The organism is Streptomyces sp. NBC_01498, assembly GCF_036327775.1.
In the GTDB taxonomy this organism is placed as follows: domain Bacteria; phylum Actinomycetota; class Actinomycetes; order Streptomycetales; family Streptomycetaceae; genus Streptomyces.
In genome coordinates this window covers 4,051,604-4,065,695 of record NZ_CP109598.1, presented here as the reverse complement: position 1 = coordinate 4,065,695, position 14,092 = coordinate 4,051,604, and the positions used below count along the sequence as shown (strand labels likewise).

General features: G+C 72.5%; 12 protein-coding genes and 2 pseudogenes. 10 read left to right on the top strand and 4 right to left on the bottom strand.

The window, feature by feature from the left end; translation table 11 throughout:
• Positions 1-126: 126 nt before the first annotated feature.
• The 3 genes and pseudogenes from OG875_RS17395 to OG875_RS17385 all read left to right on the top strand — a co-directional run.
• A pseudogene (locus OG875_RS17395) lies at positions 127-957 on the top strand (YihY/virulence factor BrkB family protein); the annotation flags it as partial.
• Between the two features lie 90 nt (positions 958-1,047).
• Complete coding sequence (locus OG875_RS17390; RefSeq protein ID WP_330177779.1) at positions 1,048-1,746, top strand: HD domain-containing protein; 699 nt, start codon at positions 1,048-1,050, stop codon at positions 1,744-1,746.
• Positions 1,747-1,876: 130 nt separating this feature from the next.
• On the top strand, positions 1,877-3,217 hold the full coding sequence (locus tag OG875_RS17385; protein WP_330177778.1) for a Cmx/CmrA family chloramphenicol efflux MFS transporter: 1,341 nt from the start codon (positions 1,877-1,879) through the stop codon (positions 3,215-3,217).
• 577 nt (positions 3,218-3,794) lie between these two features.
• Here the strand turns inward: OG875_RS17385 and OG875_RS17380 are convergent.
• Positions 3,795-4,064, bottom strand: a complete 270-nt coding sequence (locus OG875_RS17380; protein WP_330175140.1) for a DUF4031 domain-containing protein — start codon at positions 4,062-4,064, stop codon at positions 3,795-3,797.
• A gap of 9 nt (positions 4,065-4,073) precedes the next feature.
• Entirely contained in the window at positions 4,074-4,472 is a 399-nt protein-coding gene (locus tag OG875_RS17375; RefSeq protein WP_330175139.1) for a hypothetical protein, read from the bottom strand.
• Positions 4,473-4,580: 108 nt separating this feature from the next.
• On the opposite strand from OG875_RS17375, the gene OG875_RS17370 reads away from it, so the two are divergent.
• The 3 genes and pseudogenes from OG875_RS17370 to OG875_RS17360 form a co-directional block, all read left to right on the top strand.
• Positions 4,581-5,498, top strand: a complete 918-nt coding sequence (locus tag OG875_RS17370) for a MurR/RpiR family transcriptional regulator (RefSeq protein ID WP_330175138.1) — start codon at positions 4,581-4,583, stop codon at positions 5,496-5,498.
• A gap of 121 nt (positions 5,499-5,619) precedes the next feature.
• On the top strand, positions 5,620-6,582 hold the full coding sequence (gene murQ, locus OG875_RS17365; RefSeq protein ID WP_330175137.1) for an N-acetylmuramic acid 6-phosphate etherase: 963 nt from the start codon (positions 5,620-5,622) through the stop codon (positions 6,580-6,582).
• A gap of 73 nt (positions 6,583-6,655) precedes the next feature.
• Positions 6,656-6,754: pseudogene (locus OG875_RS17360) on the top strand (Uma2 family endonuclease); the annotation flags it as partial.
• 385 nt (positions 6,755-7,139) lie between these two features.
• Here OG875_RS17360 and OG875_RS17355 read toward each other — a convergent pair.
• On the bottom strand, positions 7,140-7,931 hold the full coding sequence (locus OG875_RS17355) for a helix-turn-helix domain-containing protein (RefSeq protein WP_330177777.1): 792 nt from the start codon (positions 7,929-7,931) through the stop codon (positions 7,140-7,142).
• 144 nt (positions 7,932-8,075) lie between these two features.
• Here OG875_RS17355 and OG875_RS17350 point away from each other — a divergent pair, with 144 nt between their 5' ends.
• Together OG875_RS17350 and OG875_RS17345 are read left to right on the top strand one after the other, a co-directional pair.
• Positions 8,076-9,677 (top strand): NCS1 family nucleobase:cation symporter-1, encoded by a 1,602-nt coding sequence (locus tag OG875_RS17350; protein WP_330175136.1) that lies wholly within the window; start codon positions 8,076-8,078, stop codon positions 9,675-9,677.
• The gene (locus tag OG875_RS17345) at positions 9,674-10,408 is read left to right on the top strand and encodes an aspartate/glutamate racemase family protein (protein WP_330175135.1); all 735 of its coding nucleotides are present in this window, start codon (positions 9,674-9,676) and stop codon (positions 10,406-10,408) included. The genes OG875_RS17350 and OG875_RS17345 overlap by 4 nt, the downstream gene beginning before the upstream one ends.
• A 195-nt stretch (positions 10,409-10,603) precedes the next feature.
• On the opposite strand, the gene OG875_RS17340 is transcribed toward OG875_RS17345, so the two are convergent.
• Positions 10,604-11,602 carry a superoxide dismutase gene (locus OG875_RS17340; protein ID WP_330175134.1) on the bottom strand — a complete coding sequence of 333 codons (999 nt, stop codon included), beginning with the start codon at positions 11,600-11,602 and terminating at the stop codon, positions 10,604-10,606.
• 136 nt (positions 11,603-11,738) lie between these two features.
• Here OG875_RS17340 and OG875_RS17335 point away from each other — a divergent pair, with 136 nt between their 5' ends.
• Entirely contained in the window at positions 11,739-13,664 is a 1,926-nt protein-coding gene (locus OG875_RS17335) for an erythromycin esterase family protein (RefSeq protein WP_330175133.1), read from the top strand.
• Between the two features lie 65 nt (positions 13,665-13,729).
• Complete coding sequence (locus OG875_RS17330) at positions 13,730-13,972, top strand: hypothetical protein (protein WP_330175132.1); 243 nt, start codon at positions 13,730-13,732, stop codon at positions 13,970-13,972.
• Positions 13,973-14,092: the final 120 nt, after the last annotated feature.

Genomic DNA, 14,092 nt, shown 5'->3' with positions numbered 1-14,092 from the left:
CCCGGCGGGCCCGACACCACGCGCGCGCCGCACCGGTGTGCCGCGTCGAAGCTCCGTCGCAGGGCACTCTGAGGGGGAGGGCAGCACACCGGGCCCGACCACCACGCACCCCACGGGGAGACCAGAGTGCCCACGTCCCGCCCGGCACACGCCTGGTGGCCCCCGCATCCCTCACGTACCGGGAAAGCCGGGCGCGCCCCGCGCGACCCCCGCCGCTACGCCCGCGCGCTCCGGCGCACGCCCATCGCGCTGTGGCGGGACGACGCCACCGACTCGGCCGCCGCCCTGACGTACTACACCGTCCTGGCGATCATCCCCGCCCTCCTGGTGACCGTCGCCTCCATCGGCCTCGCCGGTTCGGACGCGACCGGTGAGCTGGCGAACCAGATCACCTCGCTCGTGCCCGCCCAGTCCCGTCAGCTGATCCGCGACGCGCTGGACCAGATGACGCACCAGCGCACCGCGGCCTGGCTGCTCACGATCTTCGGCGCCGTCGGCGCGCTCTGGTCCGCATCCAGCTACCTCGGCGTCTTCCGCCGGGCGCTGCACCGGATGAACGGCGCCGTCGACCACCGCCCTCCGTGGCGGACCGCCCCGCGCATCGTGATCACGGCGTGCGCGCTGCTCGCACTCCTCGTCACGAGCGCCTTCACGCTGGTCCTGACCGGTGACGCGTTCCACCGCATCGGTCCGGCGCTGGGTATCGGGACGACGACGACCGTGCTCTGGTCGGTGCTGAAGTGGCCGGTGCTGCTGGCGCTCGCCGCCGTGCTGGTCCTCATCGTCTTCCGTACGGGCCCGCCCGGCACCCGCCATCTGCGCCGCGCGCTGCCCGGCGGCATGCTCGCGGTGCTGCTGTGGCTGCTGACGTCGGCGGGATTCGCGCTGTACGCGTCGCACTCGGGGACGTACAGCAGGCTCTACGGCTCGCTCGCGGGCAGCGTCGTCTTCCTCGTCTGGCTGTGGCTGTCGAATCTGTCGCTGGTGGCGGGCGCGCAGTTCAACGCGGAACTCGCCGCGGGGGCCGGGCGGCTACGCTCGTCGTCCATGGCAGGTACGGCAGCGGTTCACGGCACCCCCGGCGACGGCATCCCCGAGGACGACACGCGCGACGACGGCGGTCTGCGCGCCCGCTGGCTGCGCACCCTCGGCGCCGTACGCGACAGCGACACCCCCGACCCGGCGCCCTACGCCGAGAACCTGCTGACCCGGTGGTCCGAGCCCCGGCGCAGCTACCACACCACGGATCATCTCCTCGCCGTCCTGGAGCACATCGACACCCTCGCCCCGCACGCCGACGACCCCGAGGCCGTCCGTCTCGCCGCCTGGTTCCACGACGCCGTCTACCGGCCCGAGCGCTCCGAGAACGAGGAGCGCAGCGCCGTCCTCGCGGTGCGCGCGCTCACCGAGGCGGGCGTGCGGGCCGGCGTGACGGAGGAGGTCGCCCGGCTCGTCCGGCTCACCGTCACCCACGATCCCGCGCCCGGCGACCACAACGGCGAGGTGCTGTGTGACGCGGATCTCGCGATCCTGGCGGCGGAGCCGGAGACGTACGCGGCGTACACCCGTGCCGTACGGGAGGAGTACAGCTTCGTCCCGGACGACGCCTTCCGGGCGGGCCGGGCCGCCGTACTGCGCCAACTCCTCGACCTGGAAAGGCTGTTCCGTACGCCGCACGGTGCCGCGGCCTGGGAGGAACGGGCTCGGGCCAATCTCGCGGCCGAGCTGGAGACCCTCGGGAACTGAGACGCGCGCGGGCGGCCTCCCGCCCCGGAAGCCGGTGCCGGAGGCCCGCGCAGGAATGACGAGGCGGGGCCCGGTGGTTGTAGGGGTCATGCCGGACCCCGCTCTCGTCACGCCGCCCAGCCGCGCCCGTATGCCGCTCGCCGTCTACATCCTCGGGCTCTCCGTCTTCGCCCTCGGGACCAGCGAGTTCATGCTGTCCGGGCTGCTGCCGCCCATCGCCGACGACATGGGCGTCTCGATCCCACGCGCCGGCCTGCTCATATCCGCCTTCGCGATCGGCATGGTGGTCGGCGCCCCGCTGCTGGCCGTGGCCACGCTGCGGCTGCCGCGCCGTACCACCCTCGTCACGCTGATCTCGGTCTTCGGCCTCGGGCAGGTCGCGGGCGCGCTCGCGCCGAGTTACGAGGTGCTGTTCGTCTCGCGTGTCGTCAGCGCGTTCGCGTGCGCGGGTTTCTGGGCGGTCGGCGCGGCGGTCGCCGTCGCGACCGTGCCGAAGTCGTCGCGGGCCCGCGCGATGGCGGTGATGATCGGCGGACTGTCGATCGCGAACGTGCTCGGCGTACCGGCGGGGGCGTTCCTCGGTACGCATCTGGGCTGGCGTTCCGCGTTCTGGGCGGTGGGGGCGGCGTCGGCGGTGGCGCTGGTCGGCGTCGTGACGCTCATCCCGCGCATTCCGCTGCCGGAGCGGAAGCCGGAACTGCGGCGGGAGTTGCTGATCTACCGGGACCGCGAGGTCTGGCTGGCCATAGCGATCACGGCGCTCGCGGCGGGCGGGGTCTTCTGCGCGTTCTCGTATCTGGCTCCTCTGCTGACGGACGTGGCGGGGCTCGCGGAGGACTGGGTGCCGACGGTGCTCGGGCTGTTCGGGGTGGGCGCGCTGATCGGCACGATGATCGGCGGCCGGGTCGCGGACGCGCATCTGTTCGGTGTGCTGCTGAGCGGGGTGCTCGCGTCGACGGTGCTGCTGGCCGTGCTGGCGGTGTCCGCGTCGAGCCCGGTGGCGGTGGTGGCGCTCGCCCCGGCGCTGGGTTTCTCGTCGTTCTTCACGGCGCCCGCGCTGAACGCGCGGATGTTCAACGTGGCGGCGGCGGCCCCGGTCCTGGCGGGCGCGACGGCGACATCGGCGTTCAACCTGGGCAACACCGGGGGTCCCTGGCTGGGCGGCACGGTGATCGACGCGGGGCTGGGCTTCGCGTCGACGGCGTGGGCGGGCGCCGCGATGATGCTGACGGCGGCGGGGCTGGTGGCGCTCGCGATGCGGCAGGAGCGTGCGGGGACGCGGACGCGGCTGGTGGCGGGGAGCGGGGACGCACCGTCGGCCAAGGGCGGCAAGGCCGGCAAGGCCAAGTACGCGGACCCGGGCAGGGGCGCGGACGGCGCGGCGGTGGACAAGGGCTGGGACGCGGAGGCAGACGCGAAGACGGGGAGGGCTGCGGACACGGAAAGGTCGGCACCGACGCCGCACGCCTGACGGCCCCGACCGGCCTGCGCGGACCCTGGGCGCCGGCCTGCTCAGGCCCTCGGCCTGTGCGGACCCCTGGCCCCGGGCCGTTTCGGGCTCCTGGGCCCGGTCACGCCCACGACGCATTCAGGCCCTCGGCCTGTGCGAGCCCTGCGTCCCGGGCCGTACAGGCTCCGGTGCCCGGTCAGGCCCACGACCCATTCAGGTCCCCGGCCCTGTGCGGCCCCCTCGCCCCGGCCGTTCAGGCTCCCCTGCCTGGTCAGGTCCACGACCCGTTCGGGCGAGCGGCCTGTGCGGGCCCCCGGCCCCGGTCAGGTCCCCGGCCCGTTCAGGCCACCGGCCCGTTCAGGCCACCGGCCTGTACGGACCCCCGGCCCAGGGCCGTACAGGCTCCCGGGCCCGGTCAGGTCCCCGACGCATTCAGGTCCCCGACCCGTTCGGGCCACCGGCCCGTGCGGACCCCCGGCCCAGAGCCGTACAGGCTCCCCTGCCCGCTCAGGTCCCCGACGCATTCAGGTCCCCGACCCGTTCGGCCCCGCCCCCGGTGGCGGTGGTCCCGTCCCCCCGGCCCACCGCACGCGTCCCCTCACCCCCCGGCCCACCGCTTCCGTCTCCGCAGCCCCGCCCGGGTCAGCCGCCCCACCAGTTCGCGCGACCCCACCTCCACCGCGCCCGCGCGCACCGCGTCGCCGTAACGGTGCTCCGGCACGTCGTAGTGGTCCCGCTCGAACGCCCGCGCGGGGCAGCCGATCCCGGCCGCGAACGTGTGCAGTTCCTCGTACGAGACGTCGCTCACCAGGTGGGACCAGAGCCGCCCGTGCCCCGGCCAGGTCGGCGGATCGATGTAGACGGTCATCCGGTCACCTCACCCGGTCCCCAGAACAGCGCCCAGGGACCCCACCGGAGCCACCACCACCGCCGCCTTGCCGCACACCCAGTGCGGATCGGCGCCCAGTTCCGGCTCCACCTCCAGCGCGTGCGGCCCGCCCTCCGCGGCGAGTTCGGTGCGCGACTCGCCGCAGACGGGGCAGAGCGGCCACCGCCCGTGGGTCTCCAGGAGGGCGTCCTGCACGTCCTGGGCGACCAGCCCGGCCACGTACTCGATCCCTTCCGGCCACTGCCGCACCCACCACCGCCGGTGCGACACGGCGTCCTCCACCAGTGAGACGACCTCGGGCCGCGCGACGTCACCCGCCGCGAGATCGGCGAGGACCAGGGCGCGTGCGGCGTGCAGCGCCTGTTCCAGGGGGTTCATGTCTTCCATGCACCCATTGTCGTACGTGCCCCCGCCGCGCCCGGCCCGCGACAGCCCGCCCCGTCCAGGACCACCCGCGCCCTTGACCGGACCACTGGCTGAAATTATCTTTCAGGCGTGACCAGTGACGTGAAGGAAATTTACAACGGCGAGGCTCCGCCGGCCCCCGCCGCCCTCGCGGCCAAGGTGCGGACCCTCGCGCCGTCCATGACGCGCTCCATGCAGCGCGTCGCCGAGGCCGTCGCCGCCGATCCGGCGCGTACGGCCACCCTCACCGTCACCGGCCTCGCCGAACTCACCGGTACGAGCGAGGCCACCGTCGTCCGCACCGCCCGCCTCCTCGGCTACCCCGGCTACCGCGACCTGCGGCTCGCCCTCGCCGGGCTCGCCGCCCACCAGGAGTCCGGCGCCGCCCCGGCGGTCACGGCCGACATCGCCGTGGACGACCCGATCGCGGACGTCGTCGCCAAGCTCGCCCACGACGAGCGGCAGACCCTCGCCGACACGGCGGCCGGACTCGACACCGTCCAGCTGGGCGCGGTCGTCACCGCCTCCGCGAACGCCCGCCGCATCGACATCTACGGCGTCGGCGCCAGCGGTCTCGTCGCCCAGGACCTCGCGCAGAAGCTCCTGCGCATCGGCCTGATAGCCCACGCGCACAGCGATCCGCACCTCGCCGTCACCAACGCCGTCCAGCTCGGGCCGGGCGACGTGGCCATCGCGATCACGCACTCCGGCTCCACCGGGGACGTCATCGAGCCCCTGCGCGTGGCGTTCGACCGGGGTGCCACGACGGTCGCGATCACGGGCCGCCCGGACGGCGCGGTGTCGCAGTACGCGGACCACGTGCTCACCACGTCCACGGCCCGCGAGAGCGAGCTGCGCCCGGCGGCGATGTCCAGCCGGACCAGTCAACTCCTCGTCGTGGACTGCCTGTTCATCGGCGTGGCGCAGCGGACGTACGAGAAGGCGGCGCCCGCGCTCTCCGCGTCGTACGAGGCGCTGGCCCACCGCCACGCGCCGCGCACCCGCTGACCCGCGTACTCCGTTCGCGCCCGCTGATCCACCCCTTCTCCCCCCGCACCCCTTTGTGCCCGGCCTGCCGGTCCGCCGGCCCGCCGGTTCCGTCCAGCTCGCCAGAAAGAGCCGCCTCCCCATGACCTCCACGCCCAGCGACACGTCCCCGTACGGCGAACTGCGCGCCGAACTCGCGACCCTCACCACCGAGGCGTTCCGCCCCGAACTCGCCGAGATCGACCGCCGGTCCACGGAGGAGATCGCACGTGTCATGAACGGCGAGGACCAGTCCGTCCCGGCCGCCGTGGCCGCCCAGCTCCCCCGTATCGCCGCCGCCATCGACGCCACGGCCGAGCGGATGGCACGGGGCGGCCGGCTGATCTACGCGGGCGCGGGCACGGCCGGCCGGCTCGGTGTGCTGGATGCCAGCGAGTGCCCGCCCACCTTCAACACCGACCCGTCGCGGGTCGTCGGCCTCATCGCGGGCGGGCCGGGCGCGATGGTCACGTCCGTGGAGGGCGCGGAGGACTCGAAGGAACTGGCGGCGTCGGACCTGGACGGTCTGAAGGTGGACGTGAACGACACGGTCGTCGGCATCTCGGCGTCCGGCCGCACCCCGTACGCGGTCGGCGCGGTCGAACACGCGGGCGCGCGCGGCGCGTTGACCATCGGTCTGTCCTGCAACGCGGACAGCCCACTGGCAGCCGCCGCCGAGCACGGCCTGGAGATCGTGGTGGGCCCCGAACTGCTCACGGGCTCCACGCGGTTGAAGTCCGGCACGGCGCAGAAGCTGGTCCTCAACATGATCTCGACCATCACGATGATCCGCCTCGGCAAGACCTACGGGAACCTGATGGTCGACGTCCGCGCCTCGAACGAGAAGCTGCGGGCCCGCTCCCGCCGCATCGTCGCACTGGCGACGGGCGCACCGGACGACGAGATCGAGTCGGCGCTGGAGACGACGGGCGGCGAGGTGAAGAACGCGATCCTCACGATCCTCGCCTCGATCGACGCCCGCACGGCGGCGGCCCTTCTGAGGAACGCGCACGGCCACCTGCGCGTGGCACTCGAAGCGGCGCGGGGCGCCGGCCCGGCGTCGTAGGCGGTTCGTGGGGCCCCTCGGTCGCCCGCCCTGAGCGGCAGGCGTGGTCAGCCGGGAAACGCGGCGGTGTCCAGGCAACGCCCGCGACGACCGGACCAAGAACTACCGGGCGTACGTCCGCGCGCTCGTTCCGCTGTACCCGCTCATCGACCGGTTCGACACACGGGGACCACCAGATCGGGCACACAGAGCTTGTCGACCGGCGCGATGGGTACGCCGAGGGTCCGGTAGATCTCCAGTTCCTCGGAAATATCTCGGTTCGGCGTGCGCTGCGCCTTGGCCGCGATGCCGTAGTGGTGCGCTGCGGCGGCGGTACCAAGACGATCTGCCCTTCATCGATCTCCGCGCGCCACGCGTCGGGCACGTCCGGTTCACGCCACGTCTCCAGCAGGTGTTCCCACGGGCGGAACTCGGATGACGGGTCCTTCTCGACCATCGCGGCCCCGCCGTGGTCCACCAGGAGGCGCAGGTCGCCGGAGGTGTGCCGGCCGCCGCCCCGGCCCTCCTCCGTGCGGAAGTGGTGCCGGGCATGACCGAACGGCCATGCCGAAACGGCTTCAACGGTGGACGATCAGCCACGTCGCGACCGCCGTCACGCTGTCCGACCGGTTGCCGATGAGGTGCGGGCGGTGGCAGGGGTACGTGATCGAGTCACCGGCGGCGAGGGTGACCGTCTCGGTGTCCGCCCCGGCGGACGGCGCGACGCCCGGCACGGCATCGGCCCCTGCGCCCGGCGCGGTGTCCGGCACGGTCAACGGGCCCAGTTCGATGGTGAGTTCGCCCCGCGTGACCGTGCCCACCTCGTACCCGTCGTGGCGCAGGAACTGGCCGTGCGCGTTCGAGACCGAGCCCGGCGGATAGACCGACTCGAAGAACTCGACGTCCGGCGTCGGCGCGGGTGACAGCCTGCGGAAGGTGACTCCACCGTCGAGGAGGATCGGGTCGACCTCCCCCGAGCGGCGGATCGCGAGGCGCCGCTCGACGGCGGGAGCGTCGTCCGTGTCGAACACCGCCGCGAGCGGTACGCCGAGCGCCGAGACGTACGCGATGAGCCGGCTCACCGAGGGCCGCATGGTGCCCAGTTCGATCTGCGACACCGCGCTCGCCGAGATGCCCAGCTCCCGGGCCAGCGCGCGCAGCGACTTCCCCGAGCGGAGCCGCAGTTCGCGCAGCCGCAGCCCGAGGCGTTCGGAACTGACCGCGTCCACCCGCGTGTCCGGCCCCGCAACCGGCTCCACACCAGGCTTCGTACCGGGCTCAGCACCGAACTCCGCACGCAACTCCGCGCCGAACTCCGGACCGGGCTTCGTACCGGAGGACCCCGGACCCAACTCCCGCGGCTCGCCCACCAATTGCGACACATCCTTTACACGGCCGAAAAACATCGCCAGGTGTCAAGTGCTAGCTTGACGCACCCTGTTAAGGAATGACTTAACGGCCCCGGTTGAAAGCTCCTGCCGCCCCACGCTACTCCAGCGCCCCCGGAGGCATTCATGGCCGAGAACACCGCAGCGCCGACCGTTCCACCCGCCCCGCTCCCCCCGAACGCGCCGCCCCGCTACGACCCCAGCCTCACCAACGACGACCTCGCCCCCGTCAAGAAGCAGTCCTGGACCTCGTACAACATCCTGGCGTTCTGGATGTCCGACGTGCACAGCATCGGTGGGTACGTCACCGCGGGCAGCCTGTTCGCGCTCGGACTGGCGAGCTGGCAGGTGCTGTTCGCGCTCGTCGTCGGCATCCTCATCGTCAACGTCTTCTGCAATCTCGTCGCGAAGCCGAGCCAGGTCACGGGCGTGCCGTACCCGGTGATCAACCGCGCGGTCTTCGGTGTCGCCGGGGCCAACATCCCCGCCGTCATACGGGGGTTGATCGCGATCGCCTGGTACGGCGTGCAGACGTACCTCGCCTCGCAGTCGCTGATGATCATCTTCCTGAAGTTCTGGCCGGGCTCCGCCTCGCTGAACGACGCGACCTTTCTGGGTCTGAGCGCCCTCGGCTACCTCTGCTACGCCATCCTCTGGGTCGCCCAGGCCGCCGTCTTCTGGCGCGGCATGGAATCCATCCGCCGCTTCATCGACTGGGCCGGGCCGGCCGTCTACGTCGTCATGATCGTGCTGGCGGTGTACCTGGTGAGCGAGGCGGGCTGGTCGAACATCAGCTTCAACCTGTCCGAGGGCGAGAGCCTGGGCTTCGGCGCCTCGATCCCGGTCATGCTCAGCGCGATCGCGCTGGTCGTCTCGTACTTCTCCGGACCGATGCTCAACTTCGGCGACTTCGCGCGCTACGGGAAGTCGTTCGACGCCGTCAAGAAGGGCAACCTGCTCGGTCTGCCGGTCAACTTCCTCTTCTTCTCCCTGCTGACCGTGGTCACGGCCTCCGCCACCGTCCCGGTCTTCGGCGAGCTGATCACCGACCCGATCCACACCGTGGAGCGCATCGACACGGCGTTCGCGATCCTGCTCGGCGGGCTGACCTTCGTCATCGCGACCATCGGCATCAACATCGTCGCCAACTTCATCTCACCGGCCTTCGACTTCTCCAACGTGAGCCCGCAGAAGATCAGTTGGCGAGCCGGAGGCATGATCGCGGCGGTGGGTTCCGTACTGCTCACGCCGTGGAACTGGTACAGCGACCCGGAGGCGATCCACTACACGCTCGGGCTGCTCGGCGCGCTCATCGGGCCGCTGTTCGGCATCCTCATCGCGGGCTACTACGTGATAGGCCGTCAGCACGTCGTCGTGGACGACCTGTTCACGCGTTCGCCGGGCGGACGCTACTGGTTCCGCGGGGGCTACAACCCGAACGCCGTCTGGGCGACCGCCCTCAGCGGGATACCGGCGATCGCGTCCGTCCTCGTCCCCAAGCTGCTGCTCGACCTCGAACTCAGCACGGTGGACCTCACCGAGGTCTCCGACTACAGCTGGTTCATCGGCTGCGGGCTGGGCTTCCTGGCGTTCGTCGCGCTGGAGCGGCGATCGCCGCAGATCGTGGTGGAAACGATGGACACGGTGGACGAGACCCCGGACTCGGGCCCCGGCCCGGAGCCGGACGAGGACGAGGACCGAAATACGGGCCAGGTGTCGGCCCGATGACACGCATCCGGGTGATCAACCCCAACACCAGCCAGGGCATGACGGACACCATCGGCCGGCACGCGAGGGCCGCCGCCGCGCCGTCGACCGTCGTCACCGCCACCGGCCCGGCGATGGGGCCGGAGTCCATCGAGAGCCACTACGACGAGGCGCTGGCAGTCCCCGGACTGCTCGCGGAGATCGCGGCGGGCGAGGCGGCGGGCGACGAGGGATACGTCATCGCCTGCTTCGGCGACCCGGGCCTCGACGCCGCCCGCGAACTGGCGGCCGGTCCGGTGGTCGGGATCGCCGAGGCCGCGATGCACACGGCGGTACTGCTCGGCCGGAGCTTCAGCGTCGTGACCACCCTGCCCCGGACCGCCGGGCGCGCCTGGGACCTGGCACGCCGCTACGGCTTCGCGGACGCCTGCCGGGGTGTGCACGCGTGCGACATCCCCGTACTGGACCTCGACGACCCGGCCCCGGTCACGGTGCGCACCGTGACCGAGGCGTGCGCGGCGGCAGTGGCCGAGGACGACTGCGACGTCCTCGTCCTGGGCTGCGCGGGTATGGCCCCGCTCGCCCCGGCCCTCACCCACGCGACCGCCACCCCGGTGGTCGACGGCGTGGGCGCGGCGGTGAAGCTGGTCGAGTCCCTGCTGTCACTGGGCCTGCGGACGAGCAAACGGGGCGAGTACGCGACGCCACCCCCGAAGAAGTACTCGGGCCTGCTGGACGGCTTCGGCCTCTGACCCGGCCTGCGGATGCGGATGCGGATGCGGATACGCACGTGTGCGTGTGCGGGTGGACGGGCGGCTGCCGGGGGACAGCCGTCACCCGTCGGCCCCCGAACGACGCTCTGTGCCACTGAATGCCGCTCAACGCCGCTCAATGCCGCTGAGCACGACGGTCGGCGTACCCCCCGTACCGCCCGCGAAAGCGAATCCTCAACGCAGCGGTACGGCGATGGCGTTGTACGTCGTCTCCGGGGTCGGGGTCGTCGTGAAGCGGGCGTTGACGAGGTAGAGGCGGTCGCCGAGGCGGGCCGCCGTCGTCGGGACGTCGAAGCGGGGGTCCGTGATCGAGCGGCGGAGGGTCGCCGTGCGGGCGCGGGGGTCGAGGTCGAAGGCGGTGAGGAGGTTGAGCCGGTTCTGGACCACGTACAGCGTGCGGCCCACCCGCACCAGCCCGTCGCCGTTGAGGACGTCGGACGCGCCGCGCAGGGTGATCAGCGTGGCGTGCCCGGTCTTGGGGTCGACGCGAAAGAGCTTGCCCGCCGGGCCGTTGACGACGATCAGCGCGCGGCCGTCGGGGGTCGTCTCGATGCCGTTGGCGCTGATGCCGGTGGGCGCCTGCTCCCATTCGCCGCCGAGCGGGACTTCCCGGAGATCGCCGCGGCGCCCGCCGCGCCCGCGCGGGACGGTGTAGAGGACAGGGGCGTACGAGTTGGTGAACCAGGCCCGGTCGCCGTACAGGATCACGTCGTTGACGAAGCCGGTGGTCGTCGGCCGGTATGTGGCGGTGAGCCGGTTCGTACGGGTGTCGAGGACCCGGATGGAGCCGCTCACGCCGCCCGAGATGTGGAGCAGGCCGTCGTGGTCGAGCTTCAGGCCGGTCGCGGCGCCGCCCGTCGCGCCCGCGAGGACGGTACTGCCCTCGCCGGTCCGCAGGTCGGCGCGGTGGATCGAGCCGTCGGCGAGGGAGCCCACGTAGGCGTACGGGCCGCTGCCGATGGCGATGCCCTCGGGGCGGAAGCCGTCGGGCAGCGGGAACTCGGTCGGCCAGGACGGGTGCCCGGGACGACCGGGGCCGGGGCCGCCGGGGCGTGTCGGGCGGGTGTGCGCCGCGGCCGTGCCCGCGCCGGCCGCCGTGGCGGCGAGCGCGAACGTGGCGGCGGCGCCGCCGAGCAGGGACCGACGCGAGGGACTGGGGGGTGTCAGGGACATGGTCTGGAGCCTCCGGGGCTTCGGGGGTGCCTGGGGACAGGGACAACTCCGGTGCGCTATGCGCACGTAACGCACCGCACCCGCCGCCGAGTTCCCCGCGCGGAGTCGGACGGGGTCCGGATGTAGCCTCGGCGGCATGGCAGCGAATGATCGGGAGACCGTGTCCGACGAGGTGTCCCACGACGGGTCCGGCGAGGTGACCGGGGCGGTGTCCGGCGAGACGCCCGACAAGGCGGCCGACGCGGCAACCGGCGGAGTGACCAGCGAGACGCCCGACAAGGTGACCAGCGGAGTGACCAGCGAGACGCCCGACAAGGCGGCCGACGCGGCAACCGGCGGAGTGACCAGCGAGACGCCCGACAAGATGGCCGACGCGGCAACCGGCGGAGTGACCAGCGAGACGCCCGACAAGGTGACCAGCGCGGCGACCGGCGGAGTGACCAGCGAGACGCCCGACAAGGCGGCCGACGCGGCAACCGGCGGAGTGACCAGCGAGACGCCCGACAAGATGGCCGACGCGGCAACCGGCGGAGTGACCAGCGAGACGCCCGACAAGGTGACCAGCGCGGCGACCGGCGGAGTGACCAGCGAGACGCCCGACAAGGCGGCCGACGCGGCAACCGGCGGAGTGACCAGCGAGACGCCCGACAAGGTGACCAGCGCGGCGACCGGCGGAGTGACCAGCGAGACGCCCGACAAGGTGACCAGCGCGGCGACCGGCGGGGTGACCGATGAGGTGACCACCGGCAAGGCATCCGTCAAGACGTCGGTCGAGGACTCCGACGAGGTGACCCGGTGGCTGGCGGCCCACGCCGTACCCCTGACCGGGGGCCTCTCCGCCGGTACGCCGGCCGACGATCTCCGGTCGCTCAAGGGGGTTCTCGACGGCGTACGGATCGTGGGGCTCGGCGAGTCGACCCACGGCACGAGCGAGTTCTTCCGGCTGAAGCACCGGCTGCTGGAGTACCTGGTGACGGAGCTGGGCTTCACGACGCTGGCCATGGAGGCGAGCGCGTCCGCCGGGCCTGCCGTCGACGCGTACGTGCGGGGCGGGGTCGGCGACGCCGCGCAGGTCCTGACCGGGCTCGGGTTCTGGACCTGGCGCACCGAAGAGGTCCTGAGCATGTTCGAGTGGATGCGCGTGTACAACGCGGGGCGGCCGGAGAGCGAACAGGTCCGGTTCGCGGGCATCGACCCGCAGCGCTCCGGGGACTCGCTGGCCGTACTCGAAGCGTTCCTGACCAGCGTGGCGCCCGAACGGCTGCCCGACCTGCACGCCAGGCTCGGGGTGCTCGCCACCGCCTATCCGGGCTCGCGCCCCGATCCCGAGCAGCGGCTGATGCGTGAGGCGGTGAACCTGCTGGAGGCCGTACGCGAGTACGAGTCCACCCCGGCCGGTGCCGTCGCGGTGCGGCACGCACGGATCCTGGTGCGGGCCGCGGACCTGGTGACGCGCGGCGGACAGCACGCCGACCCGGAGCGCACGGTCGCCGCCGCCCGTGACCGGTACATGGCCGAGGCCGTCGGGGAGATCCTGACGGACCCCGCGGCCAAGGTGGTGCTCTGGGGCCACAACAGCCATGTCGCGAAAGGCCGTTCGTCCACCGAGGCCGGCGCGCCGCCGCTGGGCGAGCATCTGCGCGAGGGGCACGGCGACGCGTACTACGCCCTCGGGCTGCTCTTCGGCGAGGGCACCTTCCGCGCCCACCGCCTCTGGCCCGGCCCGTGGAGCGGCGTCGGCGGCCTCACCGGCCGGACCGCCGAGGGCAACCCCCTGGGCGCGCCCCCGGCGACCTCCCTGGAGGCCCGGCTCGCCACCGCCACCCCCCACGACCACCTGCTGGACCTCCGCCCGGCGACGGCGGAGGACGCGCCCCGCGCGGTTCGGGAGTGGGCCGCCGCGACGCACGAGACCCGTGAGTTCGGTGCCCTGGTGACGCGCTGGTTCTACCGCCGCGAGACCACCCCGGTCCGCCCGTCCCACGCGTACGACGGCCTCGCGTACGTCACCCGCTCGACGGACTCCCACCCGATCCCGCCGTACCGGGCCCCGGAGTCGTAAGGGTCGGTCACCTCTGCCGCCGGACGGGCTACTCACGCGGTCAAGTGGGCTCCACACCAGGGGAGATGACTTTTCGTCACCGAGTTGCGACACACCGTGTCGACGGTCTAGCGCATCCGGATAACGAACATGACGTCCCCGTCTATCTCCTGATCGACTGCGACGCCAACGAACTGGTCGTCTTCACCAACCCGCAGGCGAGCGGGTACAAGGCCAGCATCGCCCACCCCTACGGCGCCGCCGTCAAGCTCCCCGACCCCGTCGGCATCACCCTGGACACCGACGAGCTCAAGAACTACGCCACCTGAGCCCGCACCGGACTCGCACCGGAAACGCCCCGAGGGCGGCGCCCCCTTTCGGGAGTGCCGCCCTCGGTTCGTGCGTGTGCGTGTGCGTATGCGCTACGCCATGAACCACCGATCCGTCAG

Excerpts from the sequence above, each read along its gene's own strand:
- OG875_RS17390 (WP_330177779.1), top strand. The coding sequence starts at position 1,048 with ATGGCAGGTACGGCAGCGGTTCACGGCACCCCCGGCGACGGCATCCCC.
- OG875_RS17385 (WP_330177778.1), top strand. The coding sequence starts at position 1,877 with ATGCCGCTCGCCGTCTACATCCTCGGGCTCTCCGTCTTCGCCCTCGGG.
- OG875_RS17380 (WP_330175140.1), bottom strand. The coding sequence starts at position 4,064 with ATGACCGTCTACATCGATCCGCCGACCTGGCCGGGGCACGGGCGGCTC.
- OG875_RS17375 (WP_330175139.1), bottom strand. The coding sequence starts at position 4,472 with ATGGAAGACATGAACCCCCTGGAACAGGCGCTGCACGCCGCACGCGCC.
- murQ (WP_330175137.1), top strand. The coding sequence starts at position 5,620 with ATGACCTCCACGCCCAGCGACACGTCCCCGTACGGCGAACTGCGCGCC.
- OG875_RS17350 (WP_330175136.1), top strand. The coding sequence starts at position 8,076 with ATGGCCGAGAACACCGCAGCGCCGACCGTTCCACCCGCCCCGCTCCCC.
- OG875_RS17345 (WP_330175135.1), top strand. The coding sequence starts at position 9,674 with ATGACACGCATCCGGGTGATCAACCCCAACACCAGCCAGGGCATGACG.
- OG875_RS17340 (WP_330175134.1), bottom strand. The coding sequence starts at position 11,602 with ATGTCCCTGACACCCCCCAGTCCCTCGCGTCGGTCCCTGCTCGGCGGC.
- OG875_RS17335 (WP_330175133.1), top strand. The coding sequence starts at position 11,739 with ATGGCAGCGAATGATCGGGAGACCGTGTCCGACGAGGTGTCCCACGAC.
- OG875_RS17330 (WP_330175132.1), top strand. The coding sequence starts at position 13,730 with ATGACTTTTCGTCACCGAGTTGCGACACACCGTGTCGACGGTCTAGCG.